This window comes from Mesorhizobium sp. B2-3-7, from assembly GCF_006442695.1.
Classification (GTDB): Bacteria; Pseudomonadota; Alphaproteobacteria; order Rhizobiales; family Rhizobiaceae; genus Mesorhizobium.
Genome location: NZ_VFVV01000015.1, coordinates 53,370 through 77,062 on the forward strand (window position 1 = coordinate 53,370; position 23,693 = coordinate 77,062).

27 protein-coding genes and 1 pseudogene are annotated in these 23,693 nt (G+C 62.8%); 11 read left to right on the forward strand and 17 right to left on the reverse strand.

Features of this window, described 5'->3' with window-relative positions; translation table 11 throughout:
* Nucleotides 1-149 precede the first annotated feature (149 nt).
* From secG to FJ940_RS24525, 4 genes are all read left to right on the forward strand, one after another.
* Complete coding sequence (gene secG, locus FJ940_RS24510) at nt 150-626, forward strand: preprotein translocase subunit SecG (RefSeq protein ID WP_140658184.1); 477 nt, start codon at nt 150-152, stop codon at nt 624-626.
* A gap of 330 nt (nt 627-956) precedes the next feature.
* Nucleotides 957-2,081: a L,D-transpeptidase gene (locus FJ940_RS24515; protein WP_140560957.1), complete on the forward strand. Its 1,125-nt coding sequence runs from the start codon at nt 957-959 to the stop codon at nt 2,079-2,081.
* 212 nt (nt 2,082-2,293) lie between these two features.
* Entirely contained in the window at nt 2,294-3,931 is a 1,638-nt protein-coding gene (locus FJ940_RS24520; protein ID WP_140498648.1) for a CTP synthase, read from the forward strand.
* 26 nt (nt 3,932-3,957) lie between these two features.
* Nucleotides 3,958-4,509 (forward strand): DUF1697 domain-containing protein, encoded by a 552-nt coding sequence (locus tag FJ940_RS24525; RefSeq protein WP_140658186.1) that lies wholly within the window; start codon nt 3,958-3,960, stop codon nt 4,507-4,509.
* 46 nt (nt 4,510-4,555) lie between these two features.
* On the opposite strand, the gene FJ940_RS24530 is transcribed toward FJ940_RS24525, so the two are convergent.
* Complete coding sequence (locus FJ940_RS24530; protein WP_140498646.1) at nt 4,556-6,013, reverse strand: NCS1 family nucleobase:cation symporter-1; 1,458 nt, start codon at nt 6,011-6,013, stop codon at nt 4,556-4,558.
* Between the two features lie 327 nt (nt 6,014-6,340).
* Between FJ940_RS24530 and FJ940_RS24535 the strand changes: the two genes are divergently transcribed.
* Together FJ940_RS24535 and dusA are read left to right on the forward strand one after the other, a co-directional pair.
* Complete coding sequence (locus FJ940_RS24535) at nt 6,341-6,643, forward strand: DUF982 domain-containing protein (RefSeq protein ID WP_140498645.1); 303 nt, start codon at nt 6,341-6,343, stop codon at nt 6,641-6,643.
* Between the two features lie 455 nt (nt 6,644-7,098).
* Complete coding sequence (gene dusA / locus FJ940_RS24540; protein WP_140557178.1) at nt 7,099-8,097, forward strand: tRNA dihydrouridine(20/20a) synthase DusA; 999 nt, start codon at nt 7,099-7,101, stop codon at nt 8,095-8,097.
* Nucleotides 8,098-8,114: 17 nt separating this feature from the next.
* Here the strand turns inward: dusA and FJ940_RS24545 are convergent, their stop codons facing one another.
* Together FJ940_RS24545 and FJ940_RS24550 are read right to left on the reverse strand one after the other, a co-directional pair.
* A complete protein-coding gene (locus FJ940_RS24545) occupies nt 8,115-8,819 on the reverse strand; it encodes a TIGR02281 family clan AA aspartic protease (RefSeq protein ID WP_140584433.1) in 705 nt (234 codons plus the stop codon).
* A gap of 13 nt (nt 8,820-8,832) precedes the next feature.
* Nucleotides 8,833-9,066 carry a DUF1289 domain-containing protein gene (locus FJ940_RS24550; RefSeq protein WP_140498642.1) on the reverse strand — a complete coding sequence of 78 codons (234 nt, stop codon included), beginning with the start codon at nt 9,064-9,066 and terminating at the stop codon, nt 8,833-8,835.
* Nucleotides 9,067-9,226: 160 nt separating this feature from the next.
* On the opposite strand from FJ940_RS24550, the gene FJ940_RS24555 reads away from it, so the two are divergent.
* A complete protein-coding gene (locus tag FJ940_RS24555) occupies nt 9,227-10,225 on the forward strand; it encodes a nicotinate-nucleotide--dimethylbenzimidazole phosphoribosyltransferase (RefSeq protein WP_140498984.1) in 999 nt (332 codons plus the stop codon).
* 37 nt (nt 10,226-10,262) lie between these two features.
* Here the strand turns inward: FJ940_RS24555 and FJ940_RS24560 are convergent, their stop codons facing one another.
* A complete protein-coding gene (locus tag FJ940_RS24560) occupies nt 10,263-11,783 on the reverse strand; it encodes a HAMP domain-containing sensor histidine kinase (RefSeq protein ID WP_140515376.1) in 1,521 nt (506 codons plus the stop codon).
* A gap of 73 nt (nt 11,784-11,856) precedes the next feature.
* Here FJ940_RS24560 and FJ940_RS24565 point away from each other — a divergent pair, with 73 nt between their 5' ends.
* The 4 genes from FJ940_RS24565 to FJ940_RS24580 all read left to right on the forward strand — a co-directional run bounded on the left by FJ940_RS24565 (nt 11,857) and on the right by FJ940_RS24580 (nt 14,361).
* Entirely contained in the window at nt 11,857-12,480 is a 624-nt protein-coding gene (locus FJ940_RS24565; protein WP_140515377.1) for a thermonuclease family protein, read from the forward strand.
* 49 nt (nt 12,481-12,529) lie between these two features.
* Complete coding sequence (locus FJ940_RS24570) at nt 12,530-13,141, forward strand: glutathione S-transferase (protein ID WP_140515378.1); 612 nt, start codon at nt 12,530-12,532, stop codon at nt 13,139-13,141.
* 2 nt (nt 13,142-13,143) lie between these two features.
* Nucleotides 13,144-13,761 carry a uracil-DNA glycosylase family protein gene (locus FJ940_RS24575; RefSeq protein WP_224518976.1) on the forward strand — a complete coding sequence of 206 codons (618 nt, stop codon included), beginning with the start codon at nt 13,144-13,146 and terminating at the stop codon, nt 13,759-13,761.
* A gap of 108 nt (nt 13,762-13,869) precedes the next feature.
* Nucleotides 13,870-14,361, forward strand: coding sequence for an Lrp/AsnC family transcriptional regulator (locus tag FJ940_RS24580; protein WP_006205209.1), 492 nt, complete (start codon nt 13,870-13,872; stop codon nt 14,359-14,361).
* Nucleotides 14,362-14,407: 46 nt separating this feature from the next.
* On the opposite strand, the gene FJ940_RS24585 is transcribed toward FJ940_RS24580, so the two are convergent.
* From FJ940_RS24585 to moaA, 13 genes and pseudogenes are all read right to left on the reverse strand, one after another.
* Complete coding sequence (locus FJ940_RS24585) at nt 14,408-14,977, reverse strand: DUF3299 domain-containing protein (protein WP_140498637.1); 570 nt, start codon at nt 14,975-14,977, stop codon at nt 14,408-14,410.
* Nucleotides 14,978-15,023: 46 nt separating this feature from the next.
* On the reverse strand, nt 15,024-15,602 hold the full coding sequence (locus tag FJ940_RS24590) for a GNAT family N-acetyltransferase (RefSeq protein ID WP_140525214.1): 579 nt from the start codon (nt 15,600-15,602) through the stop codon (nt 15,024-15,026).
* Nucleotides 15,562-16,266 carry a DNA alkylation repair protein gene (locus FJ940_RS24595; RefSeq protein ID WP_140525213.1) on the reverse strand — a complete coding sequence of 235 codons (705 nt, stop codon included), beginning with the start codon at nt 16,264-16,266 and terminating at the stop codon, nt 15,562-15,564. The genes FJ940_RS24590 and FJ940_RS24595 overlap by 41 nt, the downstream gene beginning before the upstream one ends.
* 7 nt (nt 16,267-16,273) lie before the next feature.
* The gene (locus tag FJ940_RS24600) at nt 16,274-17,143 is read right to left on the reverse strand and encodes an NAD(P)-dependent oxidoreductase (RefSeq protein ID WP_140658188.1); all 870 of its coding nucleotides are present in this window, start codon (nt 17,141-17,143) and stop codon (nt 16,274-16,276) included.
* 110 nt (nt 17,144-17,253) lie between these two features.
* Nucleotides 17,254-18,078 carry an ABC transporter permease gene (locus tag FJ940_RS24605; RefSeq protein WP_140498633.1) on the reverse strand — a complete coding sequence of 275 codons (825 nt, stop codon included), beginning with the start codon at nt 18,076-18,078 and terminating at the stop codon, nt 17,254-17,256.
* Nucleotides 18,075-18,791, reverse strand: a complete 717-nt coding sequence (locus FJ940_RS24610) for an ABC transporter permease (protein WP_140498632.1) — start codon at nt 18,789-18,791, stop codon at nt 18,075-18,077. The genes FJ940_RS24605 and FJ940_RS24610 overlap by 4 nt, the downstream gene beginning before the upstream one ends.
* 74 nt (nt 18,792-18,865) lie before the next feature.
* Nucleotides 18,866-19,651 carry an ABC transporter substrate-binding protein gene (locus tag FJ940_RS24615; RefSeq protein ID WP_140498631.1) on the reverse strand — a complete coding sequence of 262 codons (786 nt, stop codon included), beginning with the start codon at nt 19,649-19,651 and terminating at the stop codon, nt 18,866-18,868.
* Between the two features lie 159 nt (nt 19,652-19,810).
* Nucleotides 19,811-20,320, reverse strand: coding sequence for a molybdopterin-guanine dinucleotide biosynthesis protein B (gene mobB / locus FJ940_RS24620; RefSeq protein WP_140498630.1), 510 nt, complete (start codon nt 20,318-20,320; stop codon nt 19,811-19,813).
* A gap of 50 nt (nt 20,321-20,370) precedes the next feature.
* Nucleotides 20,371-20,460: pseudogene (locus FJ940_RS29090) on the reverse strand (molybdenum cofactor guanylyltransferase MobA); the annotation flags it as partial.
* A gap of 42 nt (nt 20,461-20,502) precedes the next feature.
* The gene (locus FJ940_RS24630) at nt 20,503-21,423 is read right to left on the reverse strand and encodes a DMT family transporter (RefSeq protein ID WP_140658190.1); all 921 of its coding nucleotides are present in this window, start codon (nt 21,421-21,423) and stop codon (nt 20,503-20,505) included.
* 119 nt (nt 21,424-21,542) lie between these two features.
* Entirely contained in the window at nt 21,543-21,902 is a 360-nt protein-coding gene (locus tag FJ940_RS24635) for a hypothetical protein (RefSeq protein WP_140498628.1), read from the reverse strand.
* 117 nt (nt 21,903-22,019) lie between these two features.
* Nucleotides 22,020-22,493, reverse strand: coding sequence for a hypothetical protein (locus tag FJ940_RS24640; RefSeq protein ID WP_140561226.1), 474 nt, complete (start codon nt 22,491-22,493; stop codon nt 22,020-22,022).
* Nucleotides 22,494-22,547: 54 nt separating this feature from the next.
* Nucleotides 22,548-23,543 carry a GTP 3',8-cyclase MoaA gene (gene moaA, locus FJ940_RS24645; RefSeq protein WP_140561224.1) on the reverse strand — a complete coding sequence of 332 codons (996 nt, stop codon included), beginning with the start codon at nt 23,541-23,543 and terminating at the stop codon, nt 22,548-22,550.
* Nucleotides 23,544-23,693: the final 150 nt, after the last annotated feature.

Genomic DNA, 23,693 nt, shown 5'->3' on the forward strand with positions numbered 1-23,693 from the left:
GGGCGCGGCGCACGGGAAATCGTTGTAAAGGACGCCTTGCTTCCCATATTCCGGCCACGGGCTTGGAAATGCCGTGAAAGCATTGTATTGAGCCGCCTCCAATTCCCCGGTCGTGTCCGCGGCCGGGCAGGGCATTGCCAGGATAAACTATGCAAACCGTACTGATCGTCATCCATCTCATGGTCGTTCTGGCCCTTGTCGGCGTTGTGCTGCTGCAGCGCTCCGAAGGCGGCGGCCTTGGCATTGGTGGCGGATCCGGCTTCATGACGGCGCGCGGCGCCGCCAATGCGCTGACCCGGGCGACGGCGATTCTGGCGGCCGCTTTCTTCGTGACGTCGCTGACCTTGTCGATCATTGCCCGCTACGGCGAGAAGCCGATCGACATTCTCGACCGCGTTCCCGCAACATCGGACGGCGCCGGCAAGGGCGTACTCAACCAATTGCCTGGCACGACCACCCCGACGCCGCCTTCAGGCAACGCGGCGCCGACGCCGCCTTCCGGCAACGGAGCCGCGACAACGCCGCCAGCCAATGCTCCGGCCGCGCCGCCCGCCGCCGGCTCGACGTCGCCGGCGACCAACGGCGTCAGCACCGCGCCCGCGGCCCCGCAGGTGCCGAACCAGTAATCCGGGTTCGTTCAAGGGCTATCTGACAGGGAGCGCCGGCGTGCGAACGCCGGCATTCTGCGTCGTTACAACCGAACTGCGCTCGGTTCCGGCTCTCGCTGCCGGGCCCTCGGCCCGCTCTGATCTCTTACACTCAGCCGATCTGTTGTCGTTTGACCACAGTCGCGGCAAATGCGGCGGCATCACGAAGATTCGACGGGAAGTGCAGCGGCCTCGCGCTTGAGGCGCCCGCGCTTATTCGACTATAGATTGCGCGCGGCATTTTCGGTGTCCTTGGGGGACGCCGGGCGACGCCGTGGGCAACAAATATTGAACGATCGGATCTTCGCCATGCAGCTTCGCAGCTTCATCTTCCTGGGACTTTGCGCCGCACTCGGCATGAGCTCCCCGGCTTTCGCCGGCGTGCCAGCCAATTTGGCCGCCAATCAGTCGGTCGGCAAGACCGACGCCATCAACGTCGCAGCCAAGAGCGATGCGGCGCAGTTGAGGCTTCTCAAGAAGAAGAAAAATCCGACACCGGACGATCTCGCCCAGATCAAAAAGATCGAGGCCAAGATCGTTGCCGACAAGGAAGCCGCCAAGGCCAAGGCGCTGGAAGCCAGGAAGATGGCGATGCGCGAAGCGGCGAAAGCGAAGGCCGAGGCGGAACGGCAGGCGTTCCTGGCCAAGAGAGGCAAGACTGCCCCGGCGACCGAAGTGGCCGCGGCCAAGCCGGCCAAGAATGTCACGAAGATCATCGAGCCGTTGACGCCGATCGAGCCGATTCCTTCGGCCGAACCGGAATCGGCCGAGGTGATGAACGTTGCGCTGACCGGCAATAATGGCGAATTGCGCAGCGAGCTGCCTGGCCAGAAGCAGCGCACCGGCGGCGGCCTGTTCGCCGGACTGTTTGGCGGCCAGATGGCATCGTCCTCGATCAACTATCTGCCTGAGACCCGTGCGCTGGATTCGGCGCTCGCCAGGAAAAACGCCAAGAAGCCGTTCAAGGTAAAGCCGGAGTTCGTGCCACAGGACGTGGAATTCACCGGTTACGAGGCCGGCACGATCGTCATCGATACCAGTGCCCGCCGGCTCTATCTGGTGGAATCATCGTCCACCGCCCGCCGCTACGCCATCGCGGTCGGCCGCGAAGGATTGCAGTTCAAGGGCACCGTGGCGGTCGGCGACAAGCAGGAGTGGCCACGCTGGATCCCGACGCTGGACATGCAGAAGCGCGAGCCCAAGCATTATGCCCAGTACAAGGACGGCATGCCCGGCGGCGGCCAGAATCCGCTCGGCGCCCGCGCCATCTACCTCTATGACGGCAAGAAGGACACGCATCTGCGCATCCACGGCACCATCGCGCCGCAGTCGATCGGAACCAGCGCTTCCAATGGCTGTTTCCGCATGATGAACGAGCACGTCATGGACCTCTACAGCCGCGTCAAGGTCGGCACCAAGGTCGTCATCATCTGACGTTTGCAGCAGCTTGCCAAAAGGGCCGGTTCAGCCGGCCCTTTTGTTTTGCCTCGCTCTCGGTCGCGTTCCAGTGGAACGGGCCAGCCCGTTCGACATGGGCCTATCCGAAAACCGGATCCCATTTTCGGATCACGGTTCGAGCGCCTTGTTGGGAAAAAGCCTTAGCGGCGGTTTTTTCTCTGGCGGAATCAATCCGGCCGCGTTAAGCGATGACTCCCATGGCGCGATATGTATTCATCACAGGCGGCGTGGTTTCCTCACTTGGAAAAGGCATTGCCGCAGCGGCCCTCGGGGCTCTCTTGCAGGCGCGGGGCTATCGCGCACGCATAAAAAAACTCGATCCCTACCTCAATGTCGATCCAGGCACGATGTCGCCGTATCAGCATGGCGAGGTGTTCGTCACAGATGACGGCGCGGAGACCGATCTCGATCTTGGCCATTACGAGCGGTTCACTGGCCGTTCCGCCAACCAGCAGGACAACATCACCACCGGCCGCATCTACAAGAACATCATCGAGCGCGAGCGGCGCGGCGACTACCTCGGCGCCACCGTGCAGGTCATCCCGCACGTCACCGACGAGATCAAGAATTTCGTCCTCGACGGCAATGACGACTATGATTTCGTGCTGTGCGAAATCGGCGGCACCGTGGGCGACATCGAGGCGATGCCGTTCCTGGAGGCAATCCGCCAGCTCGGCAACGACCTGCCGCGCAACAACGCCGTCTATGTGCATCTGACGCTGATGCCCTATATCCCGACCGCGGGCGAATTGAAGACCAAGCCGACCCAGCATTCGGTCAAGGAGCTGCGCGGCATCGGCATCGCGCCCGACATCCTGCTCGTCCGCGCCGACCGGGCCATTCCCAAGGAAGAGCGTAGAAAACTGTCGCTGTTCTGCAATGTCAGGGAAAGCGCGGTCATCCAGGCGCTCGACGTGCCGCACATCTACGACGTGCCGATGGCTTACCACAAGGAAGGGCTCGATTCGGAAGTGCTGGCCGCGTTCGGCATCGACCCCGCGCCGAAGCCGCGCATGGAGCCGTGGCAGGCCGTGTCCAACCGCATCCACAATCCGGAAGGCGAGGTGACCATCGCCATCGTCGGCAAATATACCGGCCTCAAGGACGCCTACAAATCGCTGATCGAGGCGCTGTCGCATGGCGGTCTGGCCAACCACGTCAAGGTCAAGCTCGACTGGATCGAATCGGAAATCTTCGAGAAGGAGGATCCGACGCCCTGGCTGGAAAAGGTGCATGGCATCCTGGTGCCCGGCGGTTTCGGCGAGCGCGGCTCGGAAGGCAAGATCCTGGCTGCGAAATTCGCGCGTGAGCGCAAGGTGCCGTATTTCGGCATCTGCTTCGGCATGCAGATGGCCTGTATCGAGGCGGCGCGGTCCCTGGCCGGGGTCGATGAGGCCTCCTCGACCGAATTCGGCCCGACCAAGGAGCCGGTCGTCGGCCTGATGACGGAGTGGCTGAAGGGCAACATGCTGGAGAAGCGCCGGGCAACCGGCGATCTCGGCGGCACGATGCGGCTCGGCGCCTATCAGGCCGAGCTCGCCAAGGGTTCCAAGATCGCCGACATCTATGGCGACACGCAGATTTCCGAGCGTCACCGCCACCGCTACGAGGTCAATATCGACTATAAGCAGCGGCTGGAGGATTGCGGCCTGGTGTTTGCCGGCATGTCGCCCGACGGCGTGCTGCCCGAAACGGTCGAATACCCCGACCATCCCTGGTTCATCGGCGTGCAATACCACCCCGAGCTGAAGAGCCGGCCGCTCGACCCGCATCCGCTGTTCGCCAGCTTCATCGAGGCGGCGGTCGAACAATCGCGCCTGGTATAGGCGCGCCAGGCGGGGTTCGGCATCCGATGCAGACCTACGTCGCCCTTCTCTACAGCATCGTCCTGGGAGAAGGGCGCCGGGTCGTGATGTCCGACCTGAAGGCGATGGCGGAAGGCCTCGGGCTGAAGAATGTCCGTACGCTCGTGGCGACGGGCAATCTTGTCTTCGAGGCGCCGGCGACGGACGTCGCCGGTCTCGAGCAGCGTCTGGAGGCCGCCTTCAAAAAAGCTTTCGGCCGACATGTCGATATCATCGTGCGCGGTGCCGAAGATTGGCTGAGGCTCGCGGCCGGCAATCCGTTTCCGGCTGAATCCGCCGAGACCGGTGACCAGGTGGCCGTCCGGATAATGCGCAAGCCCGTGCCCGACGATGCGGCGGCGGCGCTCGAGACCCATGCCGCCGCCGATGAGAAGGTGATGTCACGCGGCGGCGACATCTGGGTCGTCTTTTCGCGGGAACGACCGAGTTCACGGCTGCTCGCGGCCGCCAATCACAAACGCCTGGGCGTCGGCACGTCGCGCAACTGGAACACGGTGCGCCGGCTCGCCGAGATGGTAGGAGTAGGCAGTAGGCAGTAGGGGGAAGCCGTCTGCTTTCCCTACCTTTCCTGCCTACTGCCCCATTTCAGGCCTTCGCCGTCTTGGCGCCGGCACCCACGGCGGCGGTGCGCAGCACGTAGTAGATGATGCCGGCAATCCCGACGCCGAAGAACCAGCCATAGACGCCCCACCAGGATGGCAGCCAGTTGGTGAAGTTCGGCAGGATCGAGGAGAAGACGGCGCCAATGCCGGCAGCGATGAAGGCATTGACATGCCAGCCGCCCTGGAAGCGGAACTCGCCGTCCTCGCGATAAAGCGCTTCGACGTCGACCTCGCCCTTCCGGATCAGGTAGTAGTCGACCATCATGACGCCGAAGATCGGCCCCATCGTCGCACCGATGATGTTGACGAAGGACGCAGCGCTGCCTTCCCAAGGCGCGAAGGGATAGAGCACGAGCGCGATCAGTGCCGCGATGTAGCCGCCCTTCTTGAAGTCGATCTGGCGCGGGAAGACGTTGGAGAAGTCGAAGGCCGGCGAGACGAAGTTGGCCACGACATTGATGCCGAGCGTCGCCACCGCGAAGGTCAAGGCGGCGAGCGCGGCCAGGAACCAGCTGCCGAATTTCGCCGATATCTGGTCGGGGTGCAGCAGCACCTCGTGATAGACGTCGTAAGCGGCAATGGTGGTGACGCCAGCGACCAGCGAGAACAGGATGAGATTGATCGGCAGGCCCCAGATATTGCCCTTGCGCAGCGATGCCTTGTCCGGTGCATAGCGGGCGAAATCGCAGAAGTTGAGATAGAGGGCCGAAAAATAGGTCACCCAGATCGCGGCGACGGCGAACAGCGACGTCCACGATCCCGGCGTACCTGGCACGCCCGCATCCTTGGTCTTTTCGAGCAGCACCTCCATCGGAATGTCACTGGTGAAGGCGAAGGTCCCGGCTTTGACACAGAGATAGACGGCCAGGATCAGCATCATCACCCACACGGCTGGCCCGGCCCAATCCTGGAAGCGGCGCACCGTCTCCATGCCGTTCTGGATAATCAGCAGCTGCAGCGCCCAGATGACCACGAAGCAGATCACTTCCAGCCCGGAGTGGCCGAGGAAATGGGTGTTGGCGTTGAAATCGGCGAACCATTGCGAGCGGATCAGCAGCGCGACAATGGCGCCGGAAGCGGCCGCCGTCTGTGCGCCGTACCAGAAGCAGGCGACGATGGCGCGCACCAGCGCCGGTATGTTGGCGCCCCATATGCCGAACGAGGCGCGGGCGAGCACTGGGTAAGGCACGCCGGTCTTCACGCCGGCATAACCGACCATGTTCATCAGCGCGTAGATGACGAGCGAGCCGATGCCGATGGCGATGATGAAGTTGACGAAACCGCCGCAGAACAGGAAAAGGCTGGCGGCGAGATAGTAACCCCAGAGGCTGTGCACGTCCGACGTCCAGACGTTGAAGATCGAGAATGGTCCCCAGTTTCGTATCTTGGCCGGTGCGAGATCTTCGTTATATAGATCCGGCGATGCGCCTTGTATCGTCATTGCAATTGTCCCCTTCTTGCAGCACGCGCCCTCACGCGTTGACCGTCAAGGTTACGCCTGACGCGAGGGAAGGGGCAATCGGCTGATTTGCCGGCTTTGGCCTTAAAGATATTCAATGGGGATCGCCATTGTCGCGCGGCATGATGCTTGCCCTCTGATCGGCGAGTCGGGTTCGTGGCGCTTTCAAGCGCCGGCGCGACGACATCGGAGCCGCGGCGGGCAAACCTGCCCTTTTTTTGCCAAGCGTCGTTTTTTATGGAACCAAGTGGATGATGGCGCGTTTGATGGGGTTCGGTCGAACACGTCGCGACCGAGCGGGAGGATATGATGGACTATTTGCATTTTTTTTCGCCCGTGCGGATTTCACGCGGGCAGGGACACCCTATCGAGGAAATCGACAGTGTTGCCGAGGCCATGATGTTTTTGCGTAAATGGCCGACCGGGCGACGTGGCCCTGTCTATCAATGCGCGCTGAACTGCTGCGCGGCCGCCCTGTCGGGGCAGATGTCGGCTGAAGAAGCCAGGAAGGCGTTCACCGGCTTCGCCCGGATCACGCGGCTTCTGGATGACGACATGGCCTTGTCGGTGGGCAGCGAGCCAGCTGGGCGCGTGTACGCGCTGCGGCGGTAACGTTCTGAACCGGCTGTAGTCGAAAATCGGCGCCGACCCCCGGCGCCGATCGACTGTTTGTCCGTTTGCCATGGCGTCGGCGAACGCCTAATGCGGCGCGGCCCAGGATGGCCACCATCTGCTTGTGGTCGGCAACTTCGGAAAGCAGCCAATCCTGGAAAGGCGGTCCCCCGTCTTGTTCGCCGCAGTTGAAAGACTATCGACCAGGTCGCAAAACGGCGTGCCGCTCTCCTGCGGTGTAGCAAGGGGGTGCAAGCTTCCGATTTCTTGGAGCGATTTCGCCCAGCACTCGAAAAAACGAGAAGACAGCACTTCAGGCCATAGGATTTGGCAGGCGCAGAAGGACCGCCTTCAGACTTACTGCTCGAGCGAGGGGCTTGCCTACTTCGCATATGTCGCCGATATGAGGATTGGTGGCCATACCGCCCGCATCAACCAACCAATTGACGCAAAAAATGTCGAGATACCAAGAGCATAAGGTGGCAATCGCCCCGATGATGGATTGGACGGACCGCCATTGCCGGTTCTTCCATCGCCAGCTGACTCGCCGTGCGTTGCTCTACACCGAGATGGTGGTGGCGGACGCGGTCATCCAGGGCGCGCGCGAGCGCCTGCTCGGTTTCGACGATGCGGAACATCCGGTCGCGCTGCAGCTCGGCGGCTCCGATCCGGGGAAGCTGGCCGAGGCGGCGCGCATCGGCCAGGCTTTCGGCTATGAGGAAATCAACCTCAATGTCGGCTGCCCGTCGGACCGCGTCCAGTCCGGTACGTTCGGCGCCTGCCTGATGAAGGTGCCTGACCTCGTCGCCGACTGTGTCGCGGCGATGAAGGCGGCGGTGACCATTCCCGTAACCGTCAAATGCCGCATCGGCGTCGACGAGCAGGATCCCGAGCCGGCGCTGGATGCGCTTGCAGACGGTGTTTTCGCGGCCGGCGCCGACGCCCTTTGGGTGCATGCGCGCAAGGCATGGCTGGAGGGGCTGAGCCCCAAGGAAAACCGCGACATCCCGCCGCTCGACTATGGCCGCGTCTATCGGTTGAAGGCGAGAAAACCGAGCGAATTCATCGGCATCAATGGCGGTATTCAATCGCTTGAAGAGGCGCAGACGCATCTCCAGCACCTCGACGGCGCCATGCTCGGCCGCGCCGCCTACCATACTCCAGGCATTCTGACCGGCGTCGATGCCATGTTTTATGGAGAGCGGACCGGTCCCTTCGATTTCGCCGCGCTGATCGATGTCATGGCCGGCTACGCCGCACGCCATGTCGAACAGGGCGGGCGGCTCGGCCACGTCACCCGCCATATGGTCGGGTTGTTCCATGGATTGCCCGGTGCGCGCCGCTACCGCCAGATCCTCTCCACGGATGCAACGCGCCCCGGCGCTGGGCCGCAGGTGCTGAAGACGGCGTTCGCTGCGGTCGACCTCAGCGGGGCGGTCGACAAGGCCGCCTGAACCGCTTTTGCCGAACGTCAATCCCGGAGGGTCATCCGGTCGCCGCGCACGTCGAAGCCGGACAGCGAACTGATGAAGTTCATGCCGAGCAGGCTCTGGCCAAGCATACCGGGTGCCGCGACCATCACCGGCATATTCTTTCGCACGATGCCGCCGATGGCCAGTTCGTTGGTTTTCACAGCCGCGGCGCGCGCCGTGCCGTTGGCGGTCGAGACCGGTATGGTGAAATCGAGAGCGGCGGGATTGATCCCGGCTGCCTGGGCGTCCTGCGACGTCAACACGGTGCTGGTCGCTCCTGTGTCGACCACCGTGCGCACTGGCGCGCCGTTGATCAGGATGCGCGCCTCGAAATGGCCATTGTCGGCCTTGTCGAGCGTCACGGTGGCATGGCCGTCCTCGATGCCCAGCGCCAGCGGGCTGCCGGGAACAAGGCCAGCGGTTACCCGGTTGGCGAAATCCTGCAATTCGTAGCGATATTGATAGCCGGCGATCAGCGCGAGCGCGATCGCCGCCCACGCGCCGAGATTGCGCGCCATGGCCCCGAGCGGGCGGCCCGACCTTAGCAGGCCGGCGCCGATGAGCGCGCCGAAGGCGCCCAGCCAGATCAACCGGCCGAAATCATCGTTCTCGACGCCGAGCGTATTGCCGGCGGAATCGTTGAACATCAGCAGCACCGCGCCGACGCCGATGACGAGCATCAGGATCCAGAACAGGCGGTTCATGTCGGCAATCCGTTCACGAGAGCGCGTCGCGTTCCCGTGCCATACGGGTGCGGCGGGTTTCGCGGCGCGGCCGGCGCTCGACCGTCTCCAGCCTTGCAGGCAGTTGGGCCATGACGTTACGGCGCGCCTGCGCCGTCATGTCGATCCAGGCGCCGATCTCGTCCCGGGTGCGGCCGCACCCGAAACAGAAACCGGTCTTCATATCGATCGAACAGACCAGAATGCATGGGGATTCGATGGCCGTCATGAATGTTTCCTTGGCTGACTTCCACATGGTGCAACGGCATGGCCTTTGCAAGCCCTCGGGAATGCGTCGCTCGCGGCCGCTTTTACATCAGGCGCGGGAGGTTGTGCCGGCGCACGAGGGCGGCTATGCCGCTGCCATCTGCAAGGACGATTTCCACGACATGACCAGAGCACAGCCCTTCGACGATTTCCGTAACCTGCTGGCCAACCTGCCGGCGGCCGACACGACAGCCGAGGCCCGTGTGCGAACGCTGTTCGCCAAGGCGGACAAGCCAAGGAACTCGCTTGGTCGAATCGAGGATATCGCTGCCTGGCTGGCAGCATGGAGCGGCCGTGCGCCGCCGGCAGTGACGCGGCCTCTGGTCGCGGTCTTTGCCGGCAACCATGGTGTTGTCAGGCACGGCGTCTCGCCGAGAGTCGTGGCGGCGACCGCCAACGCCGTCGAACTGTGTGCGGCCGGCGGTGCAGCGATCAACCAGGTCTGCGTCGCCAACGACCTCGGGCTGAAGGTTTTCGATCTCGCCTTGCATATTCCGACAGCCGACATCACGCAGGATGCCGCACTCGACGAGCGGGGTTGCGCCGCGACCATGGCCTTCGGCATGGAGGCGATCGCCGGCGGCGCCGACCTGCTTTGCCTCGGCGATCTGGGCGTCGGCAATTCCACCGTCGCCGCGGCCCTGTTCGCGGCCGTGTTGGGCGGCAAGGGCACCGATTGGGTCGGCCCGGGCTCCGGCGCCGATGCGGCGATGCAGGCGCGCAAGGCGGAGGTGGTCGATGCGGCGCTGGCTTTCCACGCCGGCCATCTCGATGAACCGTTGGAGGTGTTGCGCCGGCTCGGTGGCCGTGAGTTCGCGGCGATAGCCGGCGCCATCCTTGCGGCACGGATGCAGAGAATCCCCGTGCTGCTCGACGGAGTTGCGGCAACGGCCGCGGCGGCGGTGCTGCATGCCGCAAATCCTGCGACACTGGATCATTGCCTGCTCGCCGGCCTGTCGCCGGAGCCCGCGCATGCGCAGGCCGCCGAGCGCCTTGGCCTTCGCCCCTTGCTTGACCTCGGCGTCGGCCACGGCGAGGGAGTAGGCGCGGCACTTGCCGCCGGCCTAATCAAGGCAGCGGCACTGACCAGTTCGGGCATGGCCGCGGCCGTTCGCGGCTAGGCCGAGCATTCGTCGCTCATTCCACGCATGAGGCGCGTCAACGCCGACGCGCCGCGACCGCCGCGGTCGGCAGGGCCGGGAGTTCCTCCATTACCCGGCTCAGCGGGAAGATGGCAATCGCCTCTGTGCCTTCGCGCAGCTTGGAATGAAGTTGGAATTCGCCGCCATGCATGGCGAGCAGGCCCTGCACGATCGGCAGACCAAGTCCGGTGCCCTGTTCGGCGCTCTTGATGGCGATCGAACCCTGGCCGAAGGCCGAAAGCACTACCGGGATCTCGTCTTCCGGTATGCCGGGGCCGTTGTCCCTGACCGAGATGTATTGTCCGCCGCCGGCCGTCCAGCCGACGCGCACGCGGATTTCGCCGCCGGTAGCGGTGAACTTGATCGCGTTGGACAAGAGGTTGAGGGTGATCTGGCGCACCGCGCGCTCGTCGGCGAACAGGCGCGGCAAGGCATGTTCGAAATCCTGAATGACGCGGATATCCTTGTTGCGCGCCTTCAACTCCATCATGTGGCAGCAATCCTCGACAATGCCGAGCAGCATCACCGGCTCTTCATTGAGCTGGTACCGGCCGGCCTCGATGCGCGACAGGTCGAGGATCTCGTTGATGAGGTCGAGAAGATGCTGGCCGGATTCGTGCACGTCATGGGCATAGTCGCGATAAGTGGGATTGCTCATCGGCCCCAGCACTTCGTTCGACATCACTTCGGAAAAACCGAGAATTGCGTTGAGCGGCGTGCGCAATTCATGGCTCATCGAGGCAAGAAAGCGCGATTTGGCCAGATTGGCATCTTCCGCGCGCCGCCGCGCCTCGTCCGACATCGATTTCGCGGTCTCGACTTCGGCGATCAGTGCGTCCTTTTCGGAGCGGAACGACAAAAGCATCAGGGAGGAGCGGTTGAGGTTCCGCGCGATATAGGCAAAGAAAGGCAGCGAAAGAACGAGCAGTACGGCCATGATCGCCCCGACCGGCATCCACAGCCTTATTTCGGCGTAGGCGTAAAGCGTCACCGGAACAGCGAAAGTCGCCAGCAACGCCCCGCGCAGGGATGAGGCCATGATAGCGGTTCCGGCCATGGCAAGCAGCAGCACCACGGCCTTGACCACCTGAAACTGGTCGACCGCGCAGGCACCGCAGCCGAGCCAGACGAACCAGCCCCAGCCGAGGCCGCACAGGAAATGTGCGAACAGGAATTCTCTCTGGGTTTGCAACGGGTTAAGCTCGGACGCTTCCACGCGTTCGACGCGGCGCGCCATGAAAGCCAACATCGTGTAGCAGGTCAGGGTGAACAGCGCCCAGAGAATGATCTCATTGCCGATGCCGGCCAGCCGGCCAAGCGCGGCGATCGCCAGGACAAGCAGCGGAATGGCAATGGCGCCGCTGGTCATCGCGCGCGCATGGAGTTTCAATAGTTCGCGATCGAAATCCGGATTGCCGGCCTGTTGCGAAAGACGGTCGCGCGTCTTGCGCACCGCGCGCGCGACATCGCTGTTGCGATGGCGTTTCCTGCGGTCCACAATGAATTTGTCCGCTGTGTTCGAGCGTTGCAAAGGCATGAAGACTTCAATTATGCGGGCGGCATTTCAAGGTGTTAAGCTACGTTCGAATGATTAACCAACCGTTTGCCATATGAGCCGTTCCTGGTCGCAAGGACCGCGCCGGCGGTACGCTGCGCCGCGTCCGCGAAGCCCATGGCGCAAATTGCTGGACTACGGGCTGACCGTCATTATTCTGGGGTTGCTGATCGTGCTTGCGGCGCGCCTCGATCGCGTGGAGACGCGAAAGACACAGGGCGTCGCCATCATCAATGATGGCGACTCGATCACGCTCGGCGCCGAACGCATTCGCATGCGCGGCATCGACGCGCCGGAATACACTCAGACCTGCCGCAAGAAAGGCGCCGACTATTCCTGTGGCACGCTTGCGCGCCAATCTCTGGTGCGCCTGATCGCCGGCAGGCCCGTCATCTGCAGCGGCTGGCAGCGCGATCGTTACGGCCGGCTGCTCGGCGATTGCAGGGCCGGGGACACCGATCTCAACCGCGCACAGGTCGAGGCGGGCTGGGCGGTCGCTTTCGGCGATTACGAGAGCGAGGAAGCGATCGCGCGCGCGGCAAAGGCCGGTATCTGGGCAGGTACGTTCGACCAGCCGCAAGATTGGCGCGACAGCCACCATGGCGAGTCCGTCGAGAGAAAACATGGCACGTTCGCCTCCATCGGCGATGCCGTGCGAGAGATCTTCCGCTTCTGGTAAGCCGGCGGAAGCTGAACCCTGCCATCACCGGCAAGAACTGGAGGATCGAATGAAGCTCTTCGACGGCGGCCGAGCGCCCAACCCAAGACGGGTTCGCATTTTTCTGGCCGAGAAGGGAATCGCGGTTCCGCTGGTGTCCGTCGACATGGGCGCGCTGGAACACAGGCAACAGGCGGTCAGCTCGCGCAATCCACTGCGGCGATTGCCGGTGCTGGAGCTTGACGATGGCACCGTCATCACCGAGTCCGTCGCCATCTGCCGCTATTTCGAGGAACTCAATCCCGAGCCCGCACTGTTCGGTCGCGGGGCGCTCGGCAAGGCGCAGGTCGAGATGTGGCAAAGGCGGATGGAATTCAACCTGCTGACCTGCGTCGCGCAAGCTTTCCGCCACACCCATCCGGCCATGAAGGAATGGGAGATCCCGCAGATTCCCGAGTGGGGCGAGGCCAACAAGCCGAAGGCAATCGAATTTCTGCGACTTCTCGACGGCGAACTGGGAACCCGCGAATTCGCCGCCGGCGACGCCTATTCGATCGCCGATATCACCGGGATGATCGCCATCGATTTTATGAAACCGGCGCGCATCAAGGTGCCGGACGAGTGCAGCAATGTGTTGCGCTGGTATCGGATGGTTTCGAGCCGGCCGAGTGCCGCGGCCTGAGGATGACTGCGGAACTCGAAAGCTTCGCCGCGACGGTTCGCGCCTGCCGCATCTGCGTCGACAATCCGATCGGCCGGCCACTGCCGCACGAACCGCGCCCGGTGCTGCGACCCTCGTCGAATGCCCGCATCCTGATTGCCAGCCAGGCGCCGGGAACCAAGGTGCATCTGTCGGGCATGCCGTTCACCGATGCTTCGGGCGACCGGCTGCGAGACTGGCTCGGCGTCACCAGCGAGGAGTTCTACGACACCGAGAAGTTCGCTATCGTGCCGATGGGCTTCTGTTTCCCCGGCCAGGACGCCAAGGGCAGCGACTTGCCGCCAAGGCGTGAATGCGCGCCGGCCTGGCGCGCGCCGTTGATGGGGCTCATGCCGCAGATCGACTTGGTGCTGACGATCGGCATCTACGCGCAGTCCTGGCACATGGGTGCCGCGCGGCGCCCGTCCCTGACGGAAACGGTGAGGGACTGGCGCTCCATCTGGGAGAAATCCGCTGGCCAGAAGGTGCTGCCGCTGCCGCATCCGTCCTGGCGCAACACCGGCTGGCTGAAGCGGAATCCCTGGTTTGAAATGGATTTGCTGCCTTTCCTCAGGTCGGAAATCCGCTATCGCCTCGGTTAGACATTCAGCAAGAAACCACCGGCTTTTCCGCCAATCAGCAGAATTTTTTTCTTGTGGAAGCCTATAATAACGCCGATTATGGCCAATCCATTCCTTCAGGAGCTTTCAATGGACCGCCTTGACCGAAAAATTCTCCGCCTCCTGCAGGAGGACGCGACGCTCGCGGTCGCAGATGTCGCCAAGAAAGTGGGACTGTCGACGACCCCTTGCTGGCGGCGCATCCAGAAGCTCGAGGAAGAGGGCGTCATCAAGCGGCGTGTCGCCATTCTCGATCATGAAAAGGTCAATGTGCGGGTCACCGTCTTCGTCTCGATCCGCACCAATTCGCACAGCCATGAATGGCTGCGGCGCTTTTCCGAAGTCATCCAGGAATTCCCCGAGGTGGTCGAGTTCTACCGCATGAGCGGCGATGTCGACTATCTCCTGCGTGTCGTGGTGCCCGACATTGCAGCCTATGATGCCTTCTATAAGCGGCTGATCGCCAAGATCGAGATTCGCGACGTCTCGTCCTCGTTCGCCATGGAGCAGATCAAGTACACGACCGAAATCCCGCTCGATTACATGGTGCTGGACAAGGAATCGGGCGCGAACGCGGCCTGAGCGCGCGTGGCCTTGGTGCATGCAAGGTCACGCAAGCTCGCCTTGCTTAGTTCTTCTTTTTGTTGAGGAAAGTCCAAGGCGAGTTGACCGGTAGGGTTATTGTGTCCGGCACGGTGTCGACGCCGGTCACGTCTGCCTTGCGCACGGTATAGCCCGACTGGATGACCGAGACGCCGTCCAGGATGAAAAGCTGGCTCTTCTCCATGCCTGGTTTCAGCGCGCCGGTTACGGAAACCGGCTGGTAGGCCCGCGATATTTTGTAGGGCTGAGCCGGGGTGACCAGGACGATCTGGTTGGGTGGTGGTGTCGGCATGTGGCTGCAGGCGCCGGTCCACGGCACCAGTAGGAATTGATAGACAAGATCGCCTTCGCGATCGACCGGCAACGCATAGCCGGCTATTTGTATGGTCTTGTCCTGCAGGCCGAGGGATAACGTCTCGCCGCGATCGGGCAATTTTGCCGCGATCATCGGCAGGCCAGCTTCTTCGGCAACCGCCTGGGTCGCCGGGCGCAAATCCTTCCAGAATATGTGTGTGGTCTCGGCCGAAGCGAGGGCGGCTGTAAAAGCCGACATCGCGCCCGCGAACGCTGCCATGGCTATCAGACGTTTGGTCATGGGACGTTTCCTTTGCGTTCGAGTAAAGACACCGCCACCGGCGACGTCAACGCTCGAGCCGCATTACATGCCGGCGAGAACCGGTCATGCCGGCGTCGTGAAAGCCGCGCGCCGCAAACATGTCGCGAAACCCCATGAAACGGTAGCTCGGCGATGCCTCGCCCACCGGATAGGCCTCAATGATATGCGCCCCCTTGGCGAACGCGTGGTCAATGGCCGCATCGAGCAATGCGGAAGCAAAACCGCGGCCGCGCAAAGCCCTTGGCACATAAAAGCAGACGATCGACCATACCCCTGTCTCGCTGTCGTCCTGCCGCTTTGAAAGCCTTCGGTAGGTTTCGCGCGGCGCGACCGAACACCAGGCAACGGTCTTGCCGTCGATCTGGGCGAGGATGCCGACCGGCCTGCCGGCATCGATAAGTGCCATCATCTGGCGCTTTTTCTCATCATTCGGGATGTGCTCGCGGACGGACTGCCGCCACGCCATGCACCAGCAATATTTTGGCGCACCCGGCTGCTCGAACAATATCTCGAAGTCGCCGCGTGTTGCCGGCGTCACCTCCGTGAACCGGATATCGGCAAGATCAGCTTTTTCTGGAGGTGAGCCGTTCCAGCCTTTTGGCATCCGTTAACTCCTTCACGGCGTCCCGGCCGATCCAGCGCGCCGTCTTGTCGGATGATCCGGCCAACTTTTGCGCGAGCGCAAGGGCAGGGGCATGCAGCGCCGCCGAGCGTTTGCCAATCTGCCGCAGCGCCCAGCTGACCGCCTTCCTGACGAAATTGCGCGGATCGCCGGCATGCGCCTCGATCAACGGCAGATAGGCGAGAAACGTCGCGTCCGGCTCCTGCTTCAGATGCACTGCGCTCCACGCCACCATGGCAAAGCCGGCGCGGCGCACGAACTCGCGTTCGTCGGCAGCAAACTCCTCGATCAACTCACGCCGGAACGGCGTTTCAGCAAAGAGATCCGAAACGCTGTCTACGATCTCCCATGAATCGAAATCGCCGGCCCAGCGGCGGCACTGCTCGGCCGTGATCCTTTTCGGCTCCCCGGTGAACGCCGCCACCAGCCGCGCCTCGCGAACACCGCTGTCCCACAGGGCAAGCGCCCGCTCGTGATTGCGCTTCAGCTTGCGCGCCAGCGGCCGCAAATCCGAATTGCCTACACCAAGCGCCGTCGCGGTGTTGATGCCGAACCGGGCCATGCCGGCGCGGTTTTCCTGCGTGCCGATCGAGCGCAGGTGAGCGACGATGTCGTCCGCGCTCCAGCTCGGGCAGGGCAGGGACATCTGCGTTCTACTTTTCCAGCCTCGCCAGCAGTGAGGATGTGTCCCAGCGCCTGCCGCCCATCGCCTGGACGTCCTTATAGAACTGGTCGACGAGCGCCGTCACGGGCAGTCTGGCCCCGTTGCGGTCGGCTTCATCAAGGCAGATGCCGAGATCCTTGCGCATCCAGTCGACCGCGAAGCCGAAGTCGTATTTGCCTGCATTCATCGTCTTGTGCCGGTTCTCCATCTGCCACGAGCCCGCTGCGCCCTTGGAGATCACATCGATGACCTTCTCGATGTCGAGCCCGGCTTTCCTGCCGAAATGGATGCCTTCGGACAGTCCCTGCACCAGCCCGGCGATGCAGATTTGGTTGATCATCTTGGTGAGCTGGCCGGCGCCTGCCGGTCCCATAAGCCCGACCATCCGGGCATAGGCGTCGATGACGGGCCTGGCTTTGTCGAAGGCTGCCTGATCGCCGCCGACCATGACGGTCAGAATGCCGTTTTCGGCGCCGGCCTGGCCGCCGGAGACCGGCGCGTCCAGGAACGAGAAGCCGCGCTCCTGTGCGGCCTCGGCCAATTCGCGCGCGACCTCGGCCGATGCCGTGGTGTTGTCGATGTAGACGGCGCCCTTTTTCATGGCCTGAAAGGCACCGTCCTTTGCCGTCGTCACCGAACGTAGATCGTTATCATTGCCCACGCACGAGAAAACAAAGTCCTTGCCTTCGGCAGCCTGCGTCGGCGTCAGGGCGAGAGCGCCGCCGTGCTGGGCGACCCATTGCTCCGCCTTTGCCCCGGTGCGGTTGTAGACGGTGACGTCATGGCCGCCCTTGTTCTTCAGATGCGCGGCCATGGGGTAGCCCATGACGCCAAGACCGAGAAATGCCACCGATGCCATGGCTTGTTCCTTCCGACGGGAGCAAAGATTGCAGTTGCGGAAGGTCTAGGCCATGCGGCGGATTCGTCAAGGCGCGCGCCGCGCCATCGACTGGCACAGATCAGGTAGGCTTACCGTTTCAGGTGAATGGTAATCCGGCGCTCGATCCATTCGACCCCGTGGCGCAGGATCTCGACCATGACCAGATAGACGATTGCCACCCAGACATAGGCCTGGAAGTCGAAGGACTTGGCGTAGGCGAGTTTCGCATTGCCCATCAGGTCGTAGACGGTGATGATGGCGACGATCGCGGAGGCCTTGATCATCAGAACGAGTTCATTGCCGTAGGGTCGCAAGGCCACGATGATCGCCTGGGGCAGTATGACCTTGCGCAGCGTCTGCAACTTGTGCAGGCCGAGCGAAGCGGCGCCTTCCCACTGGCCCCTTGGAACGCTCTCTATGGCGCCGCGCAAGATTTCGGCCTGATAGGCGGCCGTGTTGAGCGCAAAGGCGAACACGCCGCAGTTGAAGGCGTCGCGGAAGAACCACCATAGCCCAACCGATTCGAGCTGCACGCGGAAAGAACCGACCCCGTAATAGACCAGATAGACCTGGACCAGCAGCGGCGTGCCGCGGAAGAAATAGACGTAGCAATAGGCGGGCCACGACAGCAACCGGTTGTTCGACATGCGGCCATAGGTGACGGGCAGCGACAGGATGGCGCCGGCCACCATCGACACAGCCACCAGCGACAGGGTGGTTCCAAGTCCCTGCAGATAGGCCGGCGCATATCGTGCGAAGAACTCGCCGTTCCACGCGGAGACCAGATAGGCCAGTATGCCGAAGCCGAAGAGGATCCAGAGGCCGACGAGTGCGTATCCCACGATACGGGCACGCGGCCAGCCGCGCGCCGGCGGCGGCGGCCGATCGACGGCAATGGTGTCGGTGACGCTCATCGCGCTTCCTTCTGCCCGAGCGACCGCAAGATGAAGCCGGTGGCGATCGAAGACAGGATTGCCAGGATGAGAAAGACCAGCGCCGCGACGCTGTAGAACAGGAACGAATGTTTGGTGACGCGCGCCGCGACGCCCGCATTGCGCAAGGTCTCGGCGAGGTTGACGACCGAGACCAGGGCTGTGTCCTTGAGCAGGCTGAGCCAGCAATTCTCGAGACCGGGGAAGGCGATGCGCAGCAATTGAGGCAGGATCACCTTGCGCATGGTCAGCCACTTCGACAGACCGATCGCATAGCCGCCCTCATACTGGCCCTTCGGAATGGCGCGAAAGGCCGAAAGGAATACCTCGCTGGCATAGGAAGAGAAGATCAGCGAGAGCACGATCATGCCGGCGATGAAGCTGTCGACATCGATCGTCGCCTCGGGCCTGAAGAAGCGGATGATGTATTGCAGCAGGATGGGCATGCCGAAGAAGAACAGGAAGAGCGTCACCAGCTCCGGAAGGCCGCGAAACATGGTGGTGTAAATGTTCGCGGCCAGCCGCAGCGAAGGCTCTTCGGATTGCTTTGCCCAGGCAATGAAAAAGCCGATCGTCAGGCCGATCGGAAGCGTGGCGAGCGCCAGCGCGATGGTGACCACCGCGCCATAGGCGATATCGTCAAGCCAGCCATTGGGTCCCCAACTGAGAAGTGTCCATATGCTTTGGGCTGGCATCGAGTGGTGTTATCTCCAGAGCTCCCAGATCGGGTAAAGCGGCAGGGAGACCCTGCCGCCCTTGGAGGTGATTATCAGGACTCGGCGCCGTAGACGTCGAACTTGAAGTACTTGTCGTTGATTTCCTTGTATTTTCCGTTGGCCCTGATGGCGTCGATGGCGGAATTCAGCTTGTTGACCAGATCGGTCTCGCCCTTGCGCACGGCAATGCCGGCGCCAGGTCCGAAAATCTCGACCGGCTGCGGCGAGGGCTGGCCGAGGATCTTGCAACAGGCACCGTCAGGCGAATCCAGCCACTGCTGCAGCACCACGATATCATCCTCGATGGCGTCGAGGCGGCCGTTGGCCAGATCCGCCTGTTCCTCGGGGCTGCTCGGATAACCCTTGATCGTGCTGTCGGTGTAGGTCTTCGAGGCATAGTTGAAATGGGTCGTCGTGGTGGCCACGCCGATACTCTTGCCGGCGAGGTCCTCCTTGGTCACGCCCTTCAGCGTCGAATCCTTCGGGACGGCCAGCGCCGAGGGCGTGTTGTAGTATTTGTGAGTGAAGTCTACCTTCTCGGCACGCTCCGGCGTGATCGACATCGATGCCACGATGGCGTCGAACTTGCCCGCCTGCAGCGCCGGGATGATGCCGTCCCAATCCTGGGCGACGAAGGTGCACTTGACCTTCATCTCATCGCAGAGCGCCTGGGCGATGTCGATGTCGAAACCGACGAGCTTGCCATCGGAAGTCAGGTTGTTGAAGGGCGGATAAGCGCCCTCGGTGCCGATCCTCAGGGTCTTTTCCTGGGCCTGGGCTACGCCGAGCGTCAGCAGCGCGGCCGAAGCGGCGAGCGCGATACGCAGTGCAATACGCATAATGATCCTCTCTTTATGGTCCCGGCCGTCGTTCCGAAACGGCTCTGTGGGGGCGGTGCTTTTGACCGCCCGCTGGCCCGATACTCCCACTCTTTCCAAGAAAAAAGCAACTGCAAAACCACGAAAATCGGCAATGTCCTTCTGCCGTTACGTTACTTCTCAAGCAACGAGGCCGGTCGCGCGCTCGACGAAGTCGGCTATCGATTTCACGTCGTCGAGGTCGAACACCGGCAGGCTTTTGTCCTCGATGACGAAGTCGGCCGCAATGGCAACGATCCCGGGGTCACCCGCCGAAAGCGGCGTCCGGTCCTTCGCCTCCAGGCGCCGGGTTTCGATCTTGCGGTGGGCTTCGCGCTTGTAGCCTTCGACCAACACGATGTCGGACGGCGCAAGCCGCGACAGGATCGCTTCCAGCGCCGGCTCATCCTCGCCGCGCAATTCGTGCATCAGCGCCCAGCGATTGGCGGAGACGATGGCGACTTCCATGGCTCCTGCCTGCCGGTGGCGAAAGCTGTCCGCGCCCGGCTTGTCGATGTCGAAATCATGATGGGCGTGCTTTACGGTCGAAACCGTCCAGCCGCGCCCAACGAGTTCCGCGACCAGTTTCTCAGTCAGGGTCGTCTTGCCGGAGTTCTTCCAGCCGGTGATGCCGAAGAGGCGCTTGTTCATCTCAGATGCTCTGCAGCAACCGCGCCGCCTTGGCAAGATCGTCGGGGGGCGCTTTCGAGCCGCAGCAAGGTCTTGTCGCCGCCGCCCCTGCGTCTGGATTGAACGCCGGCCAGCATCAATCCCGCAATATCTCTCACCATCATCGAGCCCGTGCGCCGTCGCGAAAATTCCCCGCGAGCCACTTATATGCCGTCCGGGGCCATGGCAGGACCAGTGCTTTCCGCGACGATCCTGCGCCGGCCGACGACGCGCTCACGATAAAGCGCGTAAAGGCCGGAGCCGACGATTGTGCTGGCGCCGATGATCATCGTCATGTCGGGGACATCGCCGAAGACCAGCAGGCCGAGCACAATGGACCAGAGCAGCGCCGTATAGCGGAACGGTGCTATGAAGGAAATCTCGCCCGAGCGCATCGCCATGATGATGAATTGGTAGCCGATGAGCACCAGCACTGCTGCGAGCGCCAGCAGTGCAGTGGCTTTGCCCGTCATCGGTGTCCAGCCGCCCATCGGCGACAGCAGCAGCGCGCCGACCACGGTCATGGCCAACGCCGTTGCGGTTGAGACGAGCAGCGTGGGGATAGCCTGCGGAATCCGCTTGGTGGCGAGGTCGCGTACCGCACAGCAGGCGACGCTGGCCAGCGCCACCAGCAAAAACATGCTGAACCCGTCGAAGCCCGGGCGCACCACGACCAGCACGCCGGCAAATCCGGCAGCGATCGCCAGCCAGCGGCGCCAGCCGACCGCCTCGCCGAAGACAAGGGCCGCGCCCATCGTCACGGCCAGCGGCAGTGCCTGCAGGACGGCCGAGACGCTGGCGATCGGCAAATGGGCAAGCGCGACCAGGAAGGTCACCGTCGCGCCGGCCTCGGCAAGGACGCGCAGCGCCACCAGTGGCTGCAGCATCGAGCGCGGCCGGACCAGCGCGCCGCGCTGCCAGGCAAGCAGGCCGACGAAGAGCGAGGCAAATGCGCCTCTGATCAGCATGACCTGCGCCATGTTCATCGACTGCGACGAATATTTGGTGATGGCGTCATTGAGGGTGAAGCCGGCCATCGCCACCACCATGAACAACGCACCGCGAAGATTGGGAGAAAGGGGCAAGATCTCTACCGGTTCTGCTTTGAAAAAAGCCTGTAGCAGCCGGGACCGAAACAGCAACGACAAAGGGCTGGGCCACGGCCTTGATCGCGGCCCAGAATTTCAACCGCGGATGACCGGCCTTACTTCTTCGGCGTTAGCACCTCGGTGCCGCTGCCGTCTTTGCCGGCGATCGTCCACAGGCCGTGCAGCGAGCCGTCGTCATCCATCTTGTAGACGACAAGGCCGATCTCCTTGCCCAGGACATAGCCGGCCGAGAAGGCGTTGTCGTTGCGCATGCAGATGCCGTCCGAGGACGAGCCGCCGGTTTCCCAATGGATCGTGCAGGTCGTGCCGCTTGTCAGCGTGATGGTTGCTTCGCCGCCATAGGCCGAACCATCGAAATTGGTGCCGGCGACATCGTAAGTGCCGCCGATGGATTGCGCCGCCGCCGGCATGGCGGCGAGGCCGAGCAAGGCAACAGAAAAGATGAATTTGCGCATAATGTTTTCCCCACGGAGCGAAAGCCGCTACCGGATGGAAGGCTAGGCGCGAAAACGGCTGGGGTAAATCAGGCGGGCATCCGCCGGCGGAGATTTATTGCGGCATGGCCGCAATAGTCACGGTCCCTCGAGGCTGGCGGCGATGGCGCTGACCAGCGGGTCGTATTTCGACTTCACGGCCGGCGGATATTCGATCCAGACGGTGCGGATGACGCCGTCCTTGCCGAACAGGCGGCGCTCATAAAAGATGTTCCCGGCCTTCAGCCCCGAAAGCACGGCCCAGTTCTTTCCCGTCCTGCTGTAGGTGACCTTGTAACCCGCCTGGGTGCTTGTCTTCTCGGCCGCAACGAAGCTCTTCGGCGTGTCGTTGTCGATATTGAGGATGCCGGAACAGATCAGGCTGGCGCCGTCGGGCGCGAGCCATTGCTGGCCGTCGCCATTGTCCGGTTCGGGCTGGCGGTCGGTGAAAACATCATCGGGAAAGGTGCAGACCGTGCCGAATCGCTCGTTGGTGTAGGTGAAAGGAGCGGCAGCCGACGGGATTGCCGCGATCGCCGCAACGAATGCCAGTACCGAGCGCGCGCACTTCATTCCATTCCTCCAGCAGTCAGCCGGAAGCGATCCTGCACCAGATCCGTGGGAAAATCAGCCGCCGGTGACGCTCATATGCCGCGACACGGAGGGGCGGCTGGTGCGGCGGTCGATGATGAAATCATGCCCCTTCGGCTTGCGCCCGATCGCCTCGTCGATCGCCGCGCCGACCAGCTCGTTGCCTTCGGACGCGCGCAACGGCTCCCTGAGATCGGCGGCATCCTCCTGGCCCAGGCACATAAAGAGCGTGCCGGTGCAGGTCAGCCGGACGCGGTTGCAGCTCTCGCAGAAATTATGGGTCATCGGCGTGATGAAGCCGAGCCGGCCACCGGTTTCCGCGACATGGACATAGCGGGCCGGACCGCCGGTTTTGAACGGGACGTCTGTCAACGTGAACTGGCGCTCCAGCGAGGCGCGCAGCAGCGACAGCGGCAGGTACTGGTCGGTGCGGTCGGCATCGATCTCGCCCATCGGCATGGTTTCGATGACGGTCAGGTCCATGCCGCGGCCATGCGCCCAGCGCATCATCTCAGGCAATTCGGCGTCGTTGAAATCCTTCAGCGCCACGGCGTTGAGCTTTATCTTCAATCCCGCCGCCTGGGCCGCATCGATGCCGGCCATGACCTTGCCGAGATGGCCCCAGCGGGTGATTGCGTGGAACTTGTCGGCATCAAGCGTGTCGAGCGAAACATTGATGCGCTTGACGCCGCAATCGGCGAGCTCGGCAGCAAAACGCGAAAGCTGCGAGCCGTTGGTGGTCAGCGTCAGTTCTTCCAGCGCGCCGCTTTCGAGATGACGCGACAGCTGGCGGACCAGGTGCATGATGTTCTTGCGCACCAGCGGCTCGCCGCCGGTGAGACGCAATTTGCGCACGCCTTTTGCGATGAAGACGCTGCACAGCCGGTCGAGTTCCTCGAGCGACAGCAGGTCCTTCTTGGGCAGGAAAGCCATGTCCTCGGCCATGCAATAGGTGCAGCGGAAATCGCAGCGGTCGGTGACCGACACGCGCAGGTAGCTGATCGTGCGGCCGAAAGGATCGATCATGTCCATGCGTGAAGCGTTTCCCGTGGCTGTGAACGACGGCGTTATATATCGCTATGTGATACGATCCGGCCTGTCGTTCAAGATAGCCGCTCTCGATCTTTGGTAACATTCCCCGACCGACACCGGATGTCGGCTGCCTGGTACGGGCTTTTCCAA

Excerpts from the sequence above, each read along its gene's own strand:
- FJ940_RS24635 (WP_140498628.1), bottom strand. The coding sequence starts at position 21,902 with ATGCGCAAATTCATCTTTTCTGTTGCCTTGCTCGGCCTCGCCGCCATG.
- FJ940_RS24535 (WP_140498645.1), top strand. The coding sequence starts at position 6,341 with ATGGACTATTTGCATTTTTTTTCGCCCGTGCGGATTTCACGCGGGCAG.
- FJ940_RS24610 (WP_140498632.1), bottom strand. The coding sequence starts at position 18,791 with ATGCCAGCCCAAAGCATATGGACACTTCTCAGTTGGGGACCCAATGGC.
- dusA (WP_140557178.1), top strand. The coding sequence starts at position 7,099 with ATGTCGAGATACCAAGAGCATAAGGTGGCAATCGCCCCGATGATGGAT.
- secG (WP_140658184.1), top strand. The coding sequence starts at position 150 with ATGCAAACCGTACTGATCGTCATCCATCTCATGGTCGTTCTGGCCCTT.
- FJ940_RS24605 (WP_140498633.1), bottom strand. The coding sequence starts at position 18,078 with ATGAGCGTCACCGACACCATTGCCGTCGATCGGCCGCCGCCGCCGGCG.
- FJ940_RS24560 (WP_140515376.1), bottom strand. The coding sequence starts at position 11,783 with ATGCCTTTGCAACGCTCGAACACAGCGGACAAATTCATTGTGGACCGC.
- FJ940_RS24575 (WP_224518976.1), top strand. The coding sequence starts at position 13,144 with ATGACTGCGGAACTCGAAAGCTTCGCCGCGACGGTTCGCGCCTGCCGC.
- FJ940_RS24595 (WP_140525213.1), bottom strand. The coding sequence starts at position 16,266 with ATGTCCCTGCCCTGCCCGAGCTGGAGCGCGGACGACATCGTCGCTCAC.
- FJ940_RS24555 (WP_140498984.1), top strand. The coding sequence starts at position 9,227 with ATGACCAGAGCACAGCCCTTCGACGATTTCCGTAACCTGCTGGCCAAC.
- FJ940_RS24640 (WP_140561226.1), bottom strand. The coding sequence starts at position 22,493 with ATGAAGTGCGCGCGCTCGGTACTGGCATTCGTTGCGGCGATCGCGGCA.
- FJ940_RS24580 (WP_006205209.1), top strand. The coding sequence starts at position 13,870 with ATGGACCGCCTTGACCGAAAAATTCTCCGCCTCCTGCAGGAGGACGCG.
- FJ940_RS24550 (WP_140498642.1), bottom strand. The coding sequence starts at position 9,066 with ATGACGGCCATCGAATCCCCATGCATTCTGGTCTGTTCGATCGATATG.
- FJ940_RS24600 (WP_140658188.1), bottom strand. The coding sequence starts at position 17,143 with ATGGCATCGGTGGCATTTCTCGGTCTTGGCGTCATGGGCTACCCCATG.
- FJ940_RS24585 (WP_140498637.1), bottom strand. The coding sequence starts at position 14,977 with ATGACCAAACGTCTGATAGCCATGGCAGCGTTCGCGGGCGCGATGTCG.
- FJ940_RS24525 (WP_140658186.1), top strand. The coding sequence starts at position 3,958 with ATGCAGACCTACGTCGCCCTTCTCTACAGCATCGTCCTGGGAGAAGGG.
- FJ940_RS24615 (WP_140498631.1), bottom strand. The coding sequence starts at position 19,651 with ATGCGTATTGCACTGCGTATCGCGCTCGCCGCTTCGGCCGCGCTGCTG.
- FJ940_RS24520 (WP_140498648.1), top strand. The coding sequence starts at position 2,294 with ATGACTCCCATGGCGCGATATGTATTCATCACAGGCGGCGTGGTTTCC.
- FJ940_RS24515 (WP_140560957.1), top strand. The coding sequence starts at position 957 with ATGCAGCTTCGCAGCTTCATCTTCCTGGGACTTTGCGCCGCACTCGGC.
- FJ940_RS24570 (WP_140515378.1), top strand. The coding sequence starts at position 12,530 with ATGAAGCTCTTCGACGGCGGCCGAGCGCCCAACCCAAGACGGGTTCGC.
- FJ940_RS24545 (WP_140584433.1), bottom strand. The coding sequence starts at position 8,819 with ATGAACCGCCTGTTCTGGATCCTGATGCTCGTCATCGGCGTCGGCGCG.
- mobB (WP_140498630.1), bottom strand. The coding sequence starts at position 20,320 with ATGAACAAGCGCCTCTTCGGCATCACCGGCTGGAAGAACTCCGGCAAG.
- FJ940_RS24590 (WP_140525214.1), bottom strand. The coding sequence starts at position 15,602 with ATGCCAAAAGGCTGGAACGGCTCACCTCCAGAAAAAGCTGATCTTGCC.
- moaA (WP_140561224.1), bottom strand. The coding sequence starts at position 23,543 with ATGGACATGATCGATCCTTTCGGCCGCACGATCAGCTACCTGCGCGTG.
- FJ940_RS24565 (WP_140515377.1), top strand. The coding sequence starts at position 11,857 with ATGAGCCGTTCCTGGTCGCAAGGACCGCGCCGGCGGTACGCTGCGCCG.
- FJ940_RS24530 (WP_140498646.1), bottom strand. The coding sequence starts at position 6,013 with ATGACGATACAAGGCGCATCGCCGGATCTATATAACGAAGATCTCGCA.